The organism is Arthrobacter humicola (assembly GCF_022803015.1).
Taxonomy (GTDB): Bacteria; Actinomycetota; Actinomycetes; order Actinomycetales; family Micrococcaceae; genus Arthrobacter; species Arthrobacter humicola_A.
The window spans coordinates 107977-126631 of record NZ_JAFKON010000009.1; the positions used below are offsets into that span (position 1 = coordinate 107977).

The following is an 18655-nucleotide window of genomic DNA, read 5'->3' on the forward strand; positions in this document are numbered from 1 at the left end:
TAGAGATTGATCAATGAGCAAGTTGATTACTGATCAGTTGACCACGGGACGAGGAGGTGGAGCACCGAGTGGAAGCGAGTGACGACGCCGAGCTCGACGCGGCCTTCCTGGCCCTCGCCGATCCGGTCCGCCGCCGCATCATTGCCCGGCTCAGCCGGGGCCCGGCCACCGTCAATGAACTGGCGGAGCCCTTCGCGATCACCAAGCAGGCGGTCTCGAAACACATCCAGGTCCTCGAGCAGGCGCAACTTGTCACGCGGACCCGTGACGCCCAGCGCCGGCCCGTGCACCTGAACCCTGCACGGCTGGAAGCACTCACTGCCTGGATCGACCAGCACCGGCTGGTCCGCGAGGGGCAGTTCCGCAGCCTTGACGCCGTGCTTGAAATCCGCGCCGCCCAGAGCGGCACACAGCCAAAGGATGCATCATGAGCAACGCACTGAAATTGACCGTCCCCGAGGGTCTGCCGTTCATCGATTTCGAGCGTGAATTCGACTTTCCGGTGTCCGAGGTGTTCCGGGCGCACAAGGATCCCGAGCTCGTCGCCCAGTGGCTTGGCCCGCGGCGGCTGACTATGGCTGTCGACCACTACGACTTCAGGACCGGCGGCAGCTACCGCTACACCCACACCGCGCCGGACGGCAGCGCCTATGGCTTCACCGGCGTCTTCCACACTGTCCGCGAGAATGATTTCGCCATCCAGACCTTCGAATTCGATGGCTACCCGGACGTGGTGAGCATTGAGTCGCTGACCTTCGAGGACCTGGGCGGCGGCCGTTCGCGGCTCAGCGGCCACGCGGTCTACCCCAGCATGGAGGCCCGCGACGGCATGGCGCAGTCCGGAATGGAGGGCGGCATGACCGAAGCCTACGAACAGCTCGAGGAAGTCCTCAGCGGGGCCAAGGTCTAGGACCTCAGGGACTTAAAGAGTACGACGGCGGCAGGTCACCTCCCGGGGAAGGCGGCCTGCCGCCGTCGTACTTAAAGAAACAACGCGGGGTCACTCCGCGCCCATCCCACCGAGTGGAATGGGCCGTGAGTGACCCCGCGTTGCTGTAGTGCTGGTGCTTCGGCGCTTCGGACCTAGAGGGTCGCGAAGACCTCGCGCAGGAGCTTGGCGGTCTCGGACGGTGTCTTGCCGACCTTGACGCCGGCAGCCTCGAGGGCTTCCTTCTTGGCCTGGGCGGTGCCCGCGGAACCCGAGACGATGGCGCCTGCGTGGCCCATGGTCTTGCCTTCCGGAGCGGTGAAGCCGGCCACGTAGCCAACAACCGGCTTCGTGACGTGGGCCTTGATGTAGTCGGCGGCACGCTCTTCGGCGTCGCCACCGATTTCGCCGATCATGACGATCGCCTTGGTCTCCGGGTCAGCCTCGAAGGCTTCGAGGGCATCGATGTGGGTGGTGCCGATGACCGGGTCGCCGCCGATGCCGATGGCGGTGGAGAAGCCGAGGTCGCGCAGCTCGTACATCATCTGGTAAGTCAGGGTGCCCGACTTGGAGACAAGGCCGATGGGGCCCTTGCCCGTGATGTTGGCCGGGGTGATGCCGACGAGGGCCTCACCCGGGGTGATGATGCCGGGGCAGTTCGGTCCGATGATGCGGGTGACCTGCTTGCCGTTGGCGTCCACCTTGGACTGGGCCAGTGCCCAGAACTCGGCGGAGTCCTGGACCGGCACGCCTTCGGTGATGACGACGACGAGGCCGATGCCGGCCTCGATGGCTTCAACGACGGCGTCCTTGGTGAAGGCCGGCGGCACGAAGACTATGGAAACGTCAGCGCCGGTCTCCGCCATGGCTTCCTTGACGGTGCCGAAAACGGTGATCTCGGCGTCGCCGTGCAGGACCGTGGTGCCGGCCTTGCGGGCGTTGACGCCGCCCACAACGTTGGTGCCGGCTTTGAGCATCAGGGCGGTGTGCTTGGTGCCTTCGCCGCCGGTGATGCCCTGGACGATGACCTTGGAGTCCTTGTTCAGATAAATAGACATAGTCGAGTCCCTCTACTTCGCTGCGTTGGCGAGCTCGGCAGCCTTGTCGGCGCCCTCGTCCATGGTGGCGGCCAGGGTAACCAGCGGGTGGTTGGCCTCGGCCAGGATGCGGCGGCCTTCCTCAACGTTGTTGCCGTCAAGGCGGACTACCAGCGGCTTGTTCGCGGAGTGGCCCAGCTCGGCCAGTGCACCGACGATGCCCTTGGCGACGGCGTCACAGGCGGTGATGCCGCCGAAGACGTTGACGAAGACGGACTTGACCTGCGGGTCGCCCAGGATGACGTCGAGGCCTGCTGCCATGACCTCGGCGGAAGCTCCACCGCCGATGTCCAGGAAGTTCGCGGGCTTGACGTTGCCGTGGTTCTCGCCGGCGTAAGCAACGACGTCGAGGGTGGACATGACCAGGCCGGCACCGTTACCGATGATGCCGACTTCGCCGTCCAGCTTGACGTAGTTGAGGTCCTGCGCCTTGGCCTTGGCCTCGAGCGGGTCAGCAGCGTCCTTGTCTTCAAGGTGGGCGTGCTTGGGGTGGCGGAAGTCGGCGTTCTCGTCGAGGGAGACCTTGCCGTCGAGGGCAACGATGTCGCCGGCGCCGGTCAGGACCAGCGGGTTGACCTCCACAAGAGTGGCGTCTTCCTTCTTGAAAACGTCCCAGAGCTTCAGGATTACGCTGGCGACCTTGCCACGCAGTTCCTCGGCGAAGCCTGCCGCGGCGACGATTTCGTCGGCCTTGGCCTGGTCGATGCCCACGGCCGGGTCGATCGAGATCTTGGCCAGGGCCTCGGGGCGCTCAACGGCGAGCTGCTCGATTTCCATGCCGCCTTCTACCGAGCACATGGCCAGGTAGTTGCGGTTGGCCCGGTCCAGAAGGACGGAGAAGTAGTATTCCTCGGCGATGTCTGCACCCTGGGCGATCATCACCCGGTGCACGGTGTGGCCCTTGATGTCCATCCCGAGGATGTTGGTGGAGTGTTCAAACGCTTCGTCAGCGGTCTTCGCGACCTTGACGCCGCCGGCCTTGCCCCGGCCTCCGGCCTTGACCTGCGCCTTTACGACAGTTACGCCGCCGATTTTCTCGGCAGCTGCCTTTGCTTCTTCAGGGGTGTGCGCCACGATGCCAGCAAGCACGGGTACACCGTGCGCCTCGAACATATCGCGCGCCTGATATTCAAACAGGTCCACGGTTTAGTGTCCTTCTACGTCGAAGTAGTTTCTGTACAGCCGGACCCCACGTACTCGCGGTTACCGGGCTGCGGAATAAACGCACCCTGCGACAAGCTTGGAAACGAGCCACACGGCGCAATGCTCCTTTGGGAACTCTAGTCCTTCGATCGGACCAGCCCGTTCCAGAGTACCGGTTATGTGAGTAAGGACACTATTCTATGGAGCGTAGAAAAACCGCTAGATTACGGGGTTTTTGGGGTGTCTGACGGCGCTCCGAAGGCCGGCGCGGCCGTGCCGGACCCGCGTCCGTAATGTACGGCGAACGCCCGTGCCAGCGGCTGCACGGGGTGCCGGCGGACCGGTCTCCGGACTCCCGCCGGGTCTTCAACAAACGTCCAGTTACGCGGTCAGTCAGGCGTCCAGCTTGGTCAGCGGCGCGTAGCGCAGCAGCAGCCGCTTCTCGCCGACGTCGAACTTGACCTTGGCGACCGTCTTGTCCCCGGCGCCCTCCACCGCCAGGACGGTGCCGTTGCCGAAGCTGGTGTGGTTGACCTTGTCCCCCACGCTGACGGCGACGACTTCCTTCTGCGGCTGGACCCTGTTCTTGGCCACCGCGGCGGGAACATCGGCGTTGAAGCCGGCGGACGGGCTGGCCGCGGCGCCGCGGGCTGTCCCTGCACCCCAGAACGATCCGCCGTAGCGGCTGGACCCGATCCCGGCACCGCTCCCCCAGCCTCCGCTCTGACGGCTGGCGCCTTCGCGCTTCCACTCGACGAGCTCGGCCGGGATCTCCTCGATGAACTGGCTCGCGGGGTTGTACTGGCTCTGGCCCCACATGCTGCGGACCTCGGACCTGGTCAGGTAGAGACGCTTGCGGGCACGGGTCAGCCCCACGTAGGCCAGCCGGCGTTCCTCGGCCAGTTCCTTGGGATCGGTGGCGGAGCGCTGGTGCGGGAACAGCCCGTGCTCCATGCCGGTAAGGAACACGACCGGGAATTCCAGGCCCTTCGCGGTGTGCAGCGTCATCAGGGTCACGACGCCGAGCCGCTTGGCTTCGGCGACGGCGGCCGCCAAGTTTTCGGCGTCACCGCCGGGGGCGTCCGGGATCTGGTCGGCGTCAGCCACGAGGGAGACCTGCTCCAGGAAGGCTCCGAGCGAGCCTTCGGGATTGTCCCGTTCGTATTCCCGGACGACGGCGACCAGTTCGGCGAGGTTCTCCACCCTGGACTCGTCCTGCGGGTCGGTGCTGGAACGCAGCCCGGCAAGGTAGCCGGTTTGTTCGAGCACGGCTTCGAGAGCCGCGGCGGCGCCGGAGCCGGAAGCGACCTCGGCGAGGTCGTCGAGGAGTTTCACGAAGCCCAGCACGGCGTTGACCGAACGCGTCGCCATGCCCGGGGCTTCATCGGCGCGCCGCGCGGCGGCCATAAAGGACGTGCGCTCACGCTCTGCCAGGGCGGCGACGGCACCCTCGGCACGGTCCCCGATCCCGCGCTTGGGTTCGTTGAGGATGCGGCGGAGGTTGACGTCGTCGTCCGGGTTGACCAGGACGCGCAGGTAGGCGAGGGCGTCCTTGATCTCCTTGCGCTCGTAGAAGCGGGTGCCGCCGACCACCTTGTAGGGCAGGCCGACGCGGACCAGGACGTCCTCGATCGAGCGGGACTGGGCGTTGGTGCGGTAGAAAATGGCGACGTCGCCGGGGCGCAGGTTGCCCTCGTCCTGGAGCCGGTCGATTTCCTTGGCGATGAACTGGGCCTCGTCGTGTTCGTTCTCGCCGACGTAGCCGACGATCTTTTCGCCGTCGCCCTCGGCCGTCCAGAGCCGTTTCTCCGGCCGGTTCGGATTGCGGGAGATCACCGAGTTAGCGGCGCTGAGGATGGTCTGGGTGGAGCGGTAGTTCTGCTCGAGCTTGATGGTGCGGGCGTCCGGGTAGTCCTTCTCGAACTCCACGATGTTGCGGATGTCCGCGCCGCGGAAGGCGTAGATGGACTGGTCTGAATCGCCGACGACGGTGAGCTCGGCGGCGTCGGGACCCTCGCCGACGATCTCGCGCACCAGGGCGTACTGGGCGTGGTTGGTGTCCTGGTACTCGTCCACGAGGACGTGCCGGAAGCGGCGCCGGTAGGAATCGGCGAGCGCCGGGAAGGCCCGGAACATGTAGACGGTCTCGGCGATCAGGTCATCGAAGTCCATGGCGTTGGCCTGGCGCAGGCGCTGGGTGTAGCCCTTGAAGACCTCGGCGACGGCCTGCTCGAAGGGATCGTTGTAGTTGGCGCTCAAGGAATAGCTGTCGGCGTCGATCAGCTCGTTCTTGAGCGCGGAAATCTTGTGCTGGATGGCCTTGGGCGCGAAGCGCTTGGGGTCAAGGTCCAGGTTCTTGGCCACCAGGGTGATCAGGCGCAGCGAGTCGGCGGAGTCGTAGATCGAGAAGTTGGAGTTGAGCCCGACGTTCTTGGCCTCGCGGCGCAGGATCCGGACGCAGGAGGAGTGGAAGGTGGAGATCCACATGGTCTTGGCCCGGCCGCCGACCAGCGCCTCGATCCGTTCCCGCATTTCGGCCGCGGCCTTGTTGGTGAAGGTGATGGCCAGGATTTCGCCGTGGTGCGCCCGCCTCGTGGCGATCAGGTAGGCGATCCGGTTGCTGAGCACGCGGGTCTTGCCCGACCCGGCGCCGGCGACAATCAGCAGGGCGCTGCCGGCGTGCTTGACCGCTTCTTCCTGCTGGGGGTTCAGCCCCTCGAGGAGTTCGCCGGCGTTCGGAAGCTGCGGGCGGTTCCAGCCGCTGTCAGGTCCGTCGCCGTGCGGGCCGCCGCCGTGCGGGCCGCCGCCGTGCGGGGCGCCGCTGTGCGGGGCGCCGCTGTGCGGGGCGGAATCCGGTCCGGATTCCAGGCCCGCCAGGCCGGACCCGGAGCGCGATTTAGTGCCTGCCGCCGCCTTGGAGGCAGCTTGGAAGGGTCCGTCGGCGTAAGGGTCAAACAACATATCCATGGTGTATCTAAGTCTAGGCGGTGGCGCTGACAGCCGTGTCCGCCCGCTGGGACATGCCCTCCCCTGCCCGCGCCCAGTGGACATAATCCCCTTGTGCCCACCCCTGGCCGCGAAGAATGAGCATGCCCCGCGGACACGGCCGAGCTGAACGAGCATGCCCTCCCCTGCCCGCGCCCAGTGGACATAATCCCCCTATGCCCAGTCCTGACCTCGAAGAATGGGCATGCCCCGCTGAGGCTGTCATGGAGAAGACCCGGGTTGTTCTAAAGACCACCGAGGTTGTTCTGAAGAATGAGCGTGTCCCGCGGACACGCCACAGCGGAACGAGCCTGTCCTCCGCCACCTGTAACCGATGGACGTACTCCCTTTGTGCCCACTCCTGGCCGCGAAGAACGAGCATGTCCCATGAAACTTCGCCAGGGAATGAGCTTTCTTGCAGGCGGGGCCGCGGTATTCCTCGGGAGTACCCCCCGACTCGCTTAGCTCGTGAGCCCCATCCGCGACGCGAGCCGCTTCGCTTCCAGCCCCGTCTTAGTGGCGGTCTTGGCTCCGGCTAGCGTCCGGACGGCCACTGTGAAGGCTGCGGTAGTCGCCGTTGTCCGGTGATTGGCAGGAATGGATTCCCACAACTCCATGCAGGTGGCAAGCAGTTCACTGGTCCCGGCAGGAAGCCGCGGTTGCTTGGAGGACGCGACCACCAGGGCGGTGAGCGCCGGCCAGACACAGTCCAGATGCCCCTCATAGGCCACCAGTGCCATTGCCCTCACCAGCCGGCCCAGCGAATGGTCGCCGGCCTCGAGGCGATTTCGTGCAGCCAGGGCCAGGTATTCGGCTGACAGTTGGCGCCTCGCGGCCATTTCCAGCACCGTTTCAAGGGTGCTACTCCTGTCGTACGGGCGGTGACTGGCGAGCATGGCAATGAACCAATCGTGAGTCAGTTGCCCGAGTTCTCCGGCCGTTGCCCCCGCCGGTCCTCCTTCCCCGAGTGCGACGAGCCCGCCGTAGACCACCCGCCGACCCAGCCAGACGGCGCCCAGGTCCGGCCAGAAGGGCACAACCGCCGAGGCTTCACAGGCGAGCCAGGTACCCAGATGTCCGCGTCCGCTGCCGCTCCACACCTCTGGCGAGAGCAACTCCGGGGGGACCGACGGAAACCGTTCCAAAGACACCGGCAACGCCAGCGGAGCCTCCACCGGAGGGGGCTTGAATCCTCCTCCTCCGACCCATTCGCGGAGAATTTGGCCGGCATGCCGCTCCTGGCCGTCCGGGCCGTCAAATGGCAAGACAGGCAATTCAGGGACCTCGGCTGCCAGCCCCGCATCCATCGGACCCAGCCGCAAGAGTGCCTGAAACAGGTCTGCTTCTCCATAGGCCCAGCCTTCACGCTCAAAAAGCTGCAGGAGTGACACCAGCCGGCCCAGTTCCACACGGAAGTTGTCATAACTCGGTGTGGCCAGGGAGTAGGGCACCGTTCCTGCCTGGACCATCAACTCGCTTTGACGAAGGATGTGGATTGCGGCCAAAGGGCTCGCCGAGCCAAATGGGTCGTCCGTACCCGAGGGGCGGGACAGTGATGCCCGGACCAATGCGGTCAGATCCCGGTGAGCGGTCAGGTCGTGCTCCCCTGATGCCCACATCGCCAAGGCAACCTCCGGGCCCGGGCTTGCCCACCGCCGCCAACTCGTCGGCGGATCCGGCCAGCGCCGCCAGCTGGTCGGCGCCCCCGCAAGTGCACGGTACCGCTCGAAGCCATCTGCGTAACCGGTCTGAGCAGCAAATCTTTGGCGATACCAGTCCCGCACGTTTGGGGCACGGCGGTAAACGGTCCGCAGGAAGCGATCAATGTATTGCTCTTCGGCGACGGAATGCTCGCGCGGTCCGGTCCAGCGCGGCAGCGGATTCTTCGAATCGACCTCTTGAGCCACGTATCGGGGAATTTCCGGAGGCTGTCGGACCCCCGTTCCCCAGAGCGATGCGGCGTCCAGCGGCTCTTCAAGGTCCGTGGCCAGAGGTCCCCCCGCCATCTCCTCCGCCGTCGCCCGGACTAATAGATCCGCGGATCCCGCCGCCGCTTCCCAGCAGGCGGCAAGGACGTCGCCATCGTATGGCTGCGAAGCTTGGAGCGATTTGAGGTGCCGAACCAAAAGCTCTTGGGCCTTCTTCTCCGGCCTGCCGAACACGGCAACACTCAGGTCGCAGAGGTCGCCGCCGCCCATGGGCGACTGGACCAAGAGTCCAAGAACCGGGAAGGACAGGAATCCGGGGGCTGTGGCGACTGTGGACAGCAGGAGCGGAATGCTCGCGGCGACCTCCCCAGGACTGGGCGGACATGACTTCAGGACATCGGCCAGCACTCGCTGGGTCGGGAGTCCATCGTCGCGTGCGAGTGCCGTGCGGAGCTTGCCGAAGACCTCTTCGCTGAGGAAGGTTCCCCTGTTGAGGTAGCCGCGGATTGCGGCCCCGACGGTCCACTCTTTCGGCGTTCCTACCTTGGCCAGGGGTCCCAGCGCGTCCGGCAGGTCAAAGCAACGCAGGAGTGTGTTCGCGGCGGTCAGATCCTGATCCCACAACTCCAGCAACGATTTCTGCATCTTCGGAAAGACCACCGCGCGTCCGGCGGGATCGATGCGGAACCCCAGTCCAGACCAACCGGGGTACTCGAAGTCCGCCGCAATCTCATCGCTCCAGACCTCGTGCAGCCGGCCGGCCGCGAGCTCCCGATAATAGAACGCCCAAAGCCGCGGATACGCCTCAAATTTTTCAGTGGCAACTCCAAAGTGCAGAATCAGCGGCAGGCAATAACGGATGACGGTGGTGGCGCTCTCCTTGCCGGCTCTTGCGTTCCCGCTGATCGCCGCGGCCACGAAGCGCCGACACCAGTCGTCGCCTTTTGAAACAAGAACGTCCAACAACATCAGGATGTGGACGTTGCGGTTCCATGCCATCGCCCGCCAAGGCAGGAACCTGGCAGCATCGGCAGGTGCGCTGACGGCGACGGTGACCATCTCCCTGACAATTGACCGGGAGCGCGAGTCGACAAGGCTGATGACCCCATGGAGCCGAAAGTCCAGGTCCTGGGTCAGCAGGGTCCGGCCGCCTTTGGCGAACCACGTCCTCGTCTCCGCGAGATGAGCCGGCGGGGGCGCTTTGATGTATTCGCGAAGGGCAATCCAGTCTTCGGCTGTGGCGAGCCGGCGTATTTCCTGCACGAGCGGCGGGTCGCCGCGGCCCTCCGGCCCCGTCACGTGTTTTCCAGTCCGTGGCCCGGTGCCGTCTCGAGCCGCACAAGCTCCACGGCGAGCGCATGCTTGCAGGGACCCCGGGCGCCGCGAAAGTCGTACCACCAGGCACAGGTGCACTGGTAGAGTCCGGCCCTGGCCGTGACCCGGTACACATACACTCCGTCTGCGGCCAGAACATCCCAGCGGTCCTCCAACCGGGATACCCCGCCCCGGGCCACAATGCCGCGGGCTGCCTGCAACCGCGGATGGTCCTTGACCGTCCGGTCCTGGTCCAGCGGCAGTTCCCGGTGGAAGTAGGCATTTTCCAGCAGGTCGAAACCCACCTTCCCGGACGCACCTAACCAGGCCAGCCCGTGGCTGACGCGCTCCGCCGCAAGCCGGGTCCTTGCGCTGAGCGCCTCGGTCGAAATGACCGCCTGCCATCCTAGGAAGTCCAGGACTGTCATCCCCGCTTCCGTGACGCCAGGGGCGGCGAGCGCAGCAAGGATCCCGCCTTCCCCCGAGAAACCCCGGCCGGCCGCCGGCGACAGCAGCAGTGTGAAGTCGGCACCGGGGAGCCTAAACACCCAGCCGCTGGCCCCGTTGTCGTGACGGAAGATGTCCAGGCGAGAGGCGAATCGGGCGACCCGCCTGGCGGCGGCAAGCCGTCCTGTACCGGCCAGCGTGACCGTTGACGGCTTCGCCGCCGCCACTTCGCGCAATCCCCGGACCGATGGCAGCAGGAAGACCGTGCGCCCGGGCTGGGCTGCCGGCAAGGAGGCCAGGAACTGACTGATGGCGGGGCCGGTAAGGGCAGCCAGATGCGTCATACCTGCAGCGATGGCGGGTGTTTCGGCGAAGCCGCGAACCCACCGGTCGGGCAGATCCACCTTCCGTTCGACATGGCTCTGATCGGGAGTGGAGACCACCAGCCGGTCCCGGCCGACGTCAAAGTGGAGCAAGTCGTTCCGGTGCACGTTGGCGAGCGCAGAGCGCAGTGGGCTGTTGATGTCCACGTTGGTGGTTCCGAAGCCGATCTCACCGCCGTCCAGGCCGCTGCCCAGCAAGTCCAGCCGCGCCTGGACCCCGTTGCATGCCGAAAACGACTCACACCGCAGGCGGTCTCCGCCTGCGGTCATGACCGGGTCCACGACATCGCTGAGCCGGAACCCTGCATCGTAGTACCTCGACGCCGCGACGTCGGCAACGGCGAGCAGCGCGCTGGACACCACGTCCGGCCTTGCCGCAAACCCGTGAAAGAAGCTGGGGTTTTCCACCAGTCCTTGAGGGGTGGCGCCCAGACCTGACTCCAGGAGGAGCCGCTTGGCGCCGTGAGCTTCATCGAGTACGGATTCGGCTAAATAGCCGCTCATTCCGGTTCCCGCAGCCGGCGGGTCCACACGCGGTCAGTTCCCCGTGTGGACAGCACCTCAGGCACGTCCGGAATTGGTGTTCGCTCCCCCATGTCCGGAAGTATAGGCCGCGTTTCCGGACTAGCAACACCCCCCCGCACGGCGGAGGGGACGCGCTGTCCGCGGGACATGCCCACTGCTGTCCGCGGCCGGTGGACATACGACCACCCTGTCCGATGCTCTCCTCGAGGAATGAGCATGTCCCGCGGACCCCGCCGCGAACAATGAGCATGTCCCACGGGGGGAGCCGGCAGGCGGGAAGCTAGCCGACGCCCCCGGAGCTGAGCGCGGCGCGCAGCTGCTGGACCGCCGTCGTGCCTCCCGCGATGAACCAGTCGAGTCCGTTGACCCGCACGACGTCGGTCGCGCCGCCGGCCGCCTCGACGATGGCCTTCCCGGGCAGCCAGTCCCACTCGGGGCAGCTGTGCTGGAACCAGCAACCGAGCTCTCCGTCCGCGACCCGGCCGAGGTCGCAGGAGCCGGACCCGAACATGCGCAGCGCGGCCGCCGACGTCGCTGCCGCATGCCAGGGCATGGCACACATCGGATCGGCAAGCCACGTCGGGTGGATGTAGGTTGCCGCGCCGAGGTCAGACAGCGGCGTGTCGGAGCGTCCGGCGCTTCCAGACGCTCCGGGCACGAATGTGACCAGTTTTTCGCCGTTGAGCGTTGCCGCCCGGGACGTCCCGCCCAGCCAGAGTTTGTCCTCCTCCGGCTGGAAGATGGCGCCGAGCCCTGCACCGTAGGAATCCTTCAGGGCAATGGCCGAGCACCAGTACGTGGATCCATGCAGGAAGTTGAAGGTCCCGTCGACGGGGTCAATGACCCAGGTCCGGCCGCTGCTGCCCGCCACAGAGGCGCCCTCCTCGCCCAGGACGGCGTCATCGGGCCGGCAGCGCCGAAGCTGTTCCAGGACATAGGATTCGGCGGCGTGGTCGGCGGCCGTGACCACGTCCGAGACCGATGTCTTCTGCCTGCCCTCAAGCCCGGCCTGCCGCATCAACAGCGCCAGCGTGCCTGCCTCGCGGACCAGGGCCTCGGCCAGTTGGTAGTCATCCAGTGAGGGGTCGAGATCTGCGGTGCTGTGCCGGCCGAGCCGGTGTTTTCCTAGTTCGGTCACGCATCCCAGACTATCGGCGCCCGTTGGCAGTGAACAGCCGGCGCGGACGGCCGGGCAGACGGCGGCGCGGAGGGGTGTGCAGGACGGGCGATAATGGAGCCATGGCCAAGACACCCGCGCAGCGGATCAAGAAGCACGGCGCCAACGCGGCGGTCCCCCAGCACCATCTTCCTCCGGTGATCAATCCGACCACCAGCCGGACACCGCAGAAGGCACAGAGCAACAGCAATCTGATTGTCATCGCCGGGGTCGTGGCCAGCCTGTTCCTGTTCTGGTATCTGCACCTGCTCACCCTCAACCAGCTCACCCAGTTGTCGGGCGGCCAGGCAATGCCCGACTCGTTGGTGGGCGGCTTTGACCTGGGGTTCGTGGAGCAATTGCGCGCGGCCATGGACGCCGATGCCCGGGGCCAGCTGAACTATGTCCACAAGACGGCCGGGATGCTCTTCCCGCTGATCTTTGGCTTCACCTGGCTGCTGCTGATCGGAACCAACGTGGCACGGAAATCCCTGCGCTGGGCGCTGTGGTCGCTGCCGCTGCTTTTTGCTGCGGTCCGGCTGTGGGGCAACACGGTGATCGATGAAATGATGTCCGCCGACACTCTCGACGGCGGTCAGGTCGCCGTGGCCTCCGGGCTCACCGTGGCCGGCTGGGTCCTTCTGGCGCTGAGCGTCGTGGCCGGCGTCGCCGCCGTGTTACTCGGACGCAAGGCTGCCGCGGCTTCCCCCACCCCGGGACATGTCCAGTCCTGATTCGCGCGGCAGGGCTAGTTCTCTATTCCCGGCATAGGACACGGGACATGTCCATTCTTGGTCGCGGCGGCAGGGCTGTTTCCCGATCCGCGGCATAGGACACGGGACATGTCCATTCTTGGTCGCACCGGCAGGGCCGTTTCCCGATCCGCGGCATAGGACACGGGACATGTCCATTCTTGGTCACGGCGGCAGGAGTCGTCCCTCGAACCCGGCCTCGAGCGCGGGACATGTCCAGCGTTCGGCCCGGTCGGTGGACAACTTGCCATTTTGTCCATCCCTCAAGTCCAGGGGAGAGCATGTCCAGTTCAGTGCGAAGTCAGGGTACTTCGGTCAGGAATTCAAGGGCCTGTTCCGCACGTTGGGAGGCTCCTGCTTTCTCAAAGTAGTCGGCAGCTTCCATCAGGTACTTCCGGGCTTCGGCCCGGTTCCCCAAGGAAGCATGGGATCGGCCCAGAAGCAGGAATGCCTCGCCCAGAATCTGCGGGGAAGGCGTGTCCAGATCAACACAGATCTGTTCGAGCAGTACGGCTGCGGCGGCGGATTCGCCTGCAAGGTAGTTCCAGTGGCCTCGATTTAATTTCAGTAACAAGAAATCGTTGGGGCTGCCGCCAATGACGTCTGTGGCGAGTTCCGCGCGTTCAATGCAGCGCAGGGTGTCCGCGTCCGCAACATCGGCGGCGAGCCGCATGGCCGCTGAGGCTTTGTTGAATTTAGCCCAAACAGTGAGGTTCCGGGCTGGCGAAAAAGTGGCCGCGGCGAGCTCGTGATAGTGCAGCCCCTCGGCGACCTTACTGCAAAGAAACGCGACGTTTCCAATGACCCAGTAGGCCTTGCCCACCAACTGGTCATCCACTTCGCCCGAAATGATTTCGGCCATGATGAGGCTTTCGGTCCATGCTTCGTCGAGTCGCCCGCTATCCGCGAGGGCCGCGATAAGCGCCTGGCGGGCTTTTACGGCGATCTCGATGTCGTCTTCGCCGTTCAGGAGGTCGGCCGCTGCCCTGGCCTCATCCGCCGCTTGTTCCAGGCGCCCGAGTCCTTGATGCGCCTTGGCGAGGAGGATATGCACCTGCGCTTGGAGTTGCGGCATTGCATCGCCGGGTTCCGCAAGTAGGGCACCGGCAACATCTGCGCTGGCTTCAAAGTCACCCGCGGCAAGCAGGCACTCGGCACGAAACAATGTCATGTTCCACCAGGACGCGCCATCGCCATCCACCCGCCCGATTTCGGCGGCCGCCTGCGCAGCAGTGGCGGCCTCTCGGAACTCGTGATTAGACCGGTGTTCGCGCGCCTGCAGCTCTGCAGTGGCGTACGAGGGCGAAACGGAGCTCTGTTGCATGTCTCAATTATCCGTTGCCGCGGGAGCGGAAACGAACAAACCGCGCAAGCAAGACCTGCACAATATTGACTCAGGACTTCCGAAGCTTCGCGCGGATAACACGAAACCACCCATTGCGGAGCGAATCGTTATACAGCGGCGTGTCGTTTGGCCCTATACTAAATCTGCACCACAAGTCACATGAGTCACATCAGCCTCTTACGTATCAGGAGTCCTAATGAAGAAGACCATTGCAACACTCCTCGTCGCCGGTGCGCTGGCCGCCGCTGGCCTGTCTGCCACATCCGCCATTTCGGCTAGCGGCAGCACCTCAGGTCAGGGCTCGGTCGAAGCTGTGAACTGGTGGCCGGACTCCATCAAGAAGTAACGGAGACTGCATTGACAGGCGGCGGGTGTCGGAAGTGATTCCGGTACCCGCCGTCGATGTTTAACCATCGTTCAACCCGCCCCGCCCAACGTCCATCAACCCGGGGCTACAAAAGCTTTCCACCCCCCGCAAACAACGCCACAATCTCGCCCGCCGGCGCAGGCCGGCCAAAGTAGTAGCCCTGCCCGCTGCCGCAGCCCATCTCGCGCAGTACTTCCGCCTGTTCCGCCGTCTCGATCCCCTCGGCCAGCGCCTTCAGGCCGCAGGCGTGGATGAGGTGCAGCACCGCGGCTACGAAGTCCCGCTGTTGCTCGTCGTCGCCGAGGCCACTGATCAGGCTCCGGTCGATCTTGACCACGTTCACCGGCAGCTTGCGCAGGTAGCTGATGGAGGAATAGCCGGTCCCGAAGTCATCGATCTCGAGCTGCACGCCGAGCCGGCGAAGGCCGTTGAGCGAATACTGGTCGACGTCGCCGCCGTTGACCGCCATGGACTCGGTCAGTTCCACGATCAGGTTTGATGCATCCACGCCGGTCTCCCTGAGGATGTCCCGCACATGTTCGATCAGCTCGAGGTTTTGCAGTTCGGTGGTGGATATGTTGACCCGGACGTTAAAGGTGCTGTCCACCTGCAAGTCCTTCTGCCATTTGCGCAATTGGCGCACGGCATTGCGCAGCACCCAGTGGCCCAGGTCCACGATCATGCCGGTTTCCTCGGCCAGGGGAATGAACTGATCCGGCATTAGCAGACCGCGCCCGGGGTGGTTCCACCGGACCAGCGCCTCCACGCCCTCGATCCTGCCGGTCGCGAGGTCCACCACCGGCTGGTAGTGCAGGGTCAGCTGGTCCTGCCGGATAGCTTCGCGCATTTCCGTAACCATGACGCTCTGCAGCCGGCGCGCGTACAGCAGGGCCGGCTCGAAGACTTTGATGCTGCTGTGCTGCTGCGCCTTTGCCGCGTACATGGCCGTGTCGGCCTCCATGACCAGGTCATCGACGGACTGGCCGGGTTCCGCTATCCGCAGGCCGATGCTCGTTCCGCAGGTGACTTTCAGGTCCCCGACGTCGAGGCTTTCACTGAGTGCCTTGAGGATCCTGTTCGCCACCCTGCGTGCCCGGACCAGATTGGACTTCGGCAGCATGACGGCGAATTCGTCGCCGCCAAGGCGCGCCACGGTGTCAGTCTCGCGGACGGCGTCCTGGAGCCGGCGTGCGATGGCCCGCAGGACGTCGTCGCCGGCGCTGTGCCCCAGGGTGTCGTTAATGCCCTTGAAGGAATCGAGATCAAGAATCAGGAGGGCCGGCGGCATTTCGCCGCGTGAGGACTCCGCCAGGGCGTGGCTCAGGACCGAGTTCAGTGCGGTGCGGTTGGCGAGTTGGGTCAGGGGGTCGGTCAGCGCCATGCGTTCGAGCTCCACCTGCGCCTCGCGCAGCATGGCCGTGCGGCTTTCGACCCGCTCTTCCAGCTCCTGGTAGATGGTCTGCAGGTCATCGGCCATCAGGTTGATGCCGGCGATGACGGCGGCGACGTCGTCGCGGGCTCCCGAATGCGGGATCCGGGTGCTCAGATCGCCTCCGGCGATCCGCACGATGCCTTCCACGAGGGCGTGCAGCCTGGGGTCCGGTGCTTCATTCTTCACGGGTGTACTGCCTTAGCCACTCAACGGCCGCGGATTCGGAGGTGAAGAACTGGGCCGGGATCGTCTCGCTTCGGGACCGCAGGAGGTAGTGGGCAATGACCCTGTCCACCGGGCTCTCGCCCACCAGGGCGAACGCTGTGGCCGCTATGGAACCGCTGTAGACCCGGCGGGCCTCCATGCTGACACCGACGACGCCGGTGATCACCAGGAGCACCGGCATCCGCCGTCCCGCGGCGAGCGTGCGGACGATGTCGCCGGCGATGCGCGCCTCCGGACCCTCGATCTCCTGGTTGGCGGGCAGCAGGACCTCGATGATTCCGCCGTCGATCATCCGCACCCCGATGCTACGGGCGGCACCGTCGGTCGCCCGGGCCGCGGTCACCGCCGCCGCCCCCAGAACGACGCCGGCCGCGGCCGCTGCCGTGTTCGGCAGGCCCTCCGGCAGCCACCCTTCGGGCCCGGCCAGGGCCTCGAGCGTCATCGGACCGCAATTCGACGGCGGCGGTCCGCGGAGCCTCGGAGGTCACGGTTCAGCCGTCGGTCGCCGTGATAGAGAATCGTTTCCCAGTCGACTTCCTCGGCTGTCTTGGCAATCACGGGACTCTCCTTCACTTTCTTGGGCCTGGGACTGACATACAGCCAGTTAACCACCCCGAGGAAGACATCCACCGCGGAGTTGAAGGCGCTGTTGGGGCTGAAATGGTCGCGGAAACCGCGAAAGGCTCCTGGGCGGACCACACACATTAGGGTCGAAAGCGTCAGGAATATTACGACGACTGGATAGGAAATCGCCCCAACCCGACGCCCGCGAACTGCGTTCGGGTGGTCGGCGTGCGCTTTCAGGGCGGTGGAAATAACGTAGCTGGTCGGAGCGGTCAGCGAGGTGAGAATTCCTAGCCGAACAGTGACCATTTTGCACATGAACAGTCTCAGATGACCAAGCGACAGCGCCCCGGGACGAACTTCGGGGCCCCACTGACGGGGCCGGAACGCAACCTTTTGTTCGGTCGTCACGCTGTCCGCACCGAAGAGCGGCAAGACTCGCTGATTTAACATTCGTCCCCGTATGACTGCAAAGTCTGCATACTGGCGCGTTGATGGACAAACCCACACGCCCGCACCGGGATGTTCCGGTGGGTGCCCTCATGATAATGCAAGGTCAGACCCCTGCCGGTTATCTGACACCCTGAAGCCCTCAGCGGGCCTGGGCCCGGGCGAGCTTGCGTGCCGTGCGTTCGTGCTGGACGCGCTGGGCGATGACAAGGCCTGCCGCGGCGACGCCGACGGTGATGGGATAGCCCATGAGCCGTTCGAGGGCACCGGGTTCCGGCACGTGCATGCCCGTCAGCCCGCCCGCGATGAGCGCCGCCAGGGACACGGCCCCGCAGCCCAGGATGAACCACCCGAGCGGCGTCTGCCGGAGCCAAAGCCAACCGAGGATCAGGAGCGCCAGGGCCCCGGCGGCGAAGTACATCAGGGCGCCGGCCACGTGCCAGGCCGATCCCGTGTCCTCGGGCACCAGCCCCACGATGACCGTTCCTGCCCCGGCGGCGCCGGTCAGCAGCCGGGCGGCGGCCGCTGCCATCACCCCTGCGCCCCAGCGCGCGCGGCCGTGCGCCCGCGCCGGCACCCGGCCGCGCCGGAGGGGCACTCCGGTCCGCGCGGCACAGCACAGGAGCGCCGAGCCGAGCAGCAGCGCGCCGACCACCATGCCAAGGCCTTGGACCACAAATGACGCGTTCATCAGCAGGTGCGCCGGCGAGCAGACGTCCCGGCCGGAGAACTCTCCGCACGCCACGGCGCCGAGGTCGCTGATGTAGCCCGTGCGGCGGCTGTATGGCTCCGCTCCCGCCCAGGCGCCGATCACAGCCGACTCGGCCACGAAATACTGCAGCACGCTCAGCTTCGCCAGGGCCCCGACGTAAAACCTGGTGGCGGCCACATCGGGGTAGTAAAGGGCTCCGGCGGAAAGCTCGGTGGTTCCTGCAGTCATGCCAAGAGCGTAGTACGCGCGCTCACCTTGTATGCTTATATCCGTGTCCGACCGGACCGGCCCCGGCCGCCCGCGGACATCCGCCCTCGTAGCTCAGTGGATAGAGCACGGCTCTCCTAAAGCCGGTGTCGTTGGTTCGATTCCAATCGAGGGCACTTGAACATTCCTTTCCCGGACGAAACCCCGGACACGGGTCCGGGCTTTGACCTCCGCGCCTACCTGCGCGGCTCCTGGTCCGTCGACCGCACCCTCCTGGACCGCAGCACCGGCACCAGCGGAACCTTCACCGGCGTCGTACGCTTCACTGCCGACGACGACGGCGGACTGTGGTGGCGTGAAGAAGGCACCGTGCGCTGGGCGGCCCTGGGCGGTGCGCCGTTCGCCGGCCCGGCGAGCCGGGAATATCTGCTGCGGCCGGCGGACACCCCCGATGTCCTGGACGTGTACTTCCCGGACGGCCGCCCCTTCCACCGCATGGGCTTCGCCGGGCAAACCAATCAGGACGAGCACTGGTGCGACCCTGACACCTACCGCGTGACGTACACCTTCCGCGGTCCGGACCAATGCGGATACCGCTGGGACGTCACCGGGCCCGCCAAGGACCATCTGCTGGAGTCCGTCCTGCGACGGCTGAAAGCAAAACCAGACGCAAGACCAGAGGCAAGCCCAGGCCC

The 18655-nt window shown here is 65.7% G+C and carries 15 protein-coding genes, 1 tRNA gene and 1 pseudogene; 6 read left to right on the forward strand and 11 right to left on the reverse strand.

Annotation, left to right across the window (positions count from 1 at the left end):
• The first annotated feature begins 68 nt into the window (after positions 1 to 68).
• Both ARTB_RS17035 and ARTB_RS17040 read left to right on the forward strand, forming a co-directional pair.
• Positions 69 to 431 carry an ArsR/SmtB family transcription factor gene (locus tag ARTB_RS17035; protein ID WP_028275597.1) on the forward strand — a complete coding sequence of 121 codons (363 nt, stop codon included), beginning with the start codon at positions 69 to 71 and terminating at the stop codon, positions 429 to 431.
• Positions 428 to 910: an SRPBCC family protein gene (locus ARTB_RS17040; protein ID WP_223914266.1), complete on the forward strand. Its 483-nt coding sequence runs from the start codon at positions 428 to 430 to the stop codon at positions 908 to 910. The genes ARTB_RS17035 and ARTB_RS17040 overlap by 4 nt, the downstream gene beginning before the upstream one ends.
• Positions 911 to 1083: 173 nt before the next feature.
• Here the strand turns inward: ARTB_RS17040 and sucD are convergent, their stop codons facing one another.
• From sucD to ARTB_RS17070, 6 genes are all read right to left on the reverse strand, one after another.
• Positions 1084 to 1986 (reverse strand): succinate--CoA ligase subunit alpha, encoded by a 903-nt coding sequence (gene sucD, locus ARTB_RS17045; protein ID WP_028275595.1) that lies wholly within the window; start codon positions 1984 to 1986, stop codon positions 1084 to 1086.
• 12 nt (positions 1987 to 1998) lie between these two features.
• Positions 1999 to 3168, reverse strand: a complete 1170-nt coding sequence (gene sucC, locus ARTB_RS17050; protein ID WP_018776032.1) for an ADP-forming succinate--CoA ligase subunit beta — start codon at positions 3166 to 3168, stop codon at positions 1999 to 2001.
• Between the two features lie 393 nt (positions 3169 to 3561).
• Entirely contained in the window at positions 3562 to 6135 is a 2574-nt protein-coding gene (pcrA, locus tag ARTB_RS17055) for a DNA helicase PcrA (RefSeq protein WP_243181597.1), read from the reverse strand.
• Positions 6136 to 6614: 479 nt separating this feature from the next.
• Positions 6615 to 9380 (reverse strand): hypothetical protein, encoded by a 2766-nt coding sequence (locus tag ARTB_RS17060; protein WP_243181598.1) that lies wholly within the window; start codon positions 9378 to 9380, stop codon positions 6615 to 6617.
• On the reverse strand, positions 9377 to 10729 hold the full coding sequence (locus ARTB_RS17065; protein WP_243181599.1) for an SWIM zinc finger family protein: 1353 nt from the start codon (positions 10727 to 10729) through the stop codon (positions 9377 to 9379). The genes ARTB_RS17060 and ARTB_RS17065 overlap by 4 nt, the downstream gene beginning before the upstream one ends.
• Before the next feature lie 301 nt (positions 10730 to 11030).
• Positions 11031 to 11888 (reverse strand): inositol monophosphatase family protein, encoded by an 858-nt coding sequence (locus ARTB_RS17070; protein WP_243181600.1) that lies wholly within the window; start codon positions 11886 to 11888, stop codon positions 11031 to 11033.
• A 101-nt stretch (positions 11889 to 11989) separates the two neighbouring features.
• On the opposite strand from ARTB_RS17070, the gene ARTB_RS17075 reads away from it, so the two are divergent.
• Positions 11990 to 12640: a hypothetical protein gene (locus ARTB_RS17075; protein ID WP_243181601.1), complete on the forward strand. Its 651-nt coding sequence runs from the start codon at positions 11990 to 11992 to the stop codon at positions 12638 to 12640.
• 319 nt (positions 12641 to 12959) lie between these two features.
• Here ARTB_RS17075 and ARTB_RS17080 read toward each other — a convergent pair whose 3' ends face one another.
• Complete coding sequence (locus tag ARTB_RS17080; protein WP_243181602.1) at positions 12960 to 13982, reverse strand: tetratricopeptide repeat protein; 1023 nt, start codon at positions 13980 to 13982, stop codon at positions 12960 to 12962.
• A gap of 217 nt (positions 13983 to 14199) precedes the next feature.
• Here ARTB_RS17080 and ARTB_RS17085 point away from each other — a divergent pair, with 217 nt between their 5' ends.
• Positions 14200 to 14349: a hypothetical protein gene (locus ARTB_RS17085; RefSeq protein ID WP_243181603.1), complete on the forward strand. Its 150-nt coding sequence runs from the start codon at positions 14200 to 14202 to the stop codon at positions 14347 to 14349.
• A 106-nt stretch (positions 14350 to 14455) separates the two neighbouring features.
• On the opposite strand, the gene ARTB_RS17090 is transcribed toward ARTB_RS17085, so the two are convergent.
• The 4 genes from ARTB_RS17090 to ARTB_RS17105 form a co-directional block, all read right to left on the reverse strand.
• Positions 14456 to 15988, reverse strand: coding sequence for a putative bifunctional diguanylate cyclase/phosphodiesterase (locus tag ARTB_RS17090; protein WP_243181604.1), 1533 nt, complete (start codon positions 15986 to 15988; stop codon positions 14456 to 14458).
• Positions 15978 to 16469 carry a DUF7793 family protein gene (locus ARTB_RS17095; RefSeq protein WP_243181605.1) on the reverse strand — a complete coding sequence of 164 codons (492 nt, stop codon included), beginning with the start codon at positions 16467 to 16469 and terminating at the stop codon, positions 15978 to 15980. The genes ARTB_RS17090 and ARTB_RS17095 overlap by 11 nt, the downstream gene beginning before the upstream one ends.
• A complete protein-coding gene (locus ARTB_RS17100; protein ID WP_243181606.1) occupies positions 16466 to 17002 on the reverse strand; it encodes a hypothetical protein in 537 nt (178 codons plus the stop codon). The genes ARTB_RS17095 and ARTB_RS17100 overlap by 4 nt, the downstream gene beginning before the upstream one ends.
• Before the next feature lie 181 nt (positions 17003 to 17183).
• Positions 17184 to 17981, reverse strand: coding sequence for a hypothetical protein (locus ARTB_RS17105; protein ID WP_243181607.1), 798 nt, complete (start codon positions 17979 to 17981; stop codon positions 17184 to 17186).
• An 82-nt stretch (positions 17982 to 18063) separates the two neighbouring features.
• Between ARTB_RS17105 and ARTB_RS17110 the strand changes: the two genes are divergently transcribed.
• Positions 18064 to 18136, forward strand: a tRNA-Arg gene (locus tag ARTB_RS17110).
• Positions 18137 to 18200: 64 nt separating this feature from the next.
• Positions 18201 to 18620 (forward strand): annotated as a pseudogene (locus tag ARTB_RS17115) (DUF6314 family protein); the annotation flags it as partial.
• Positions 18621 to 18655 lie beyond the last annotated feature (35 nt).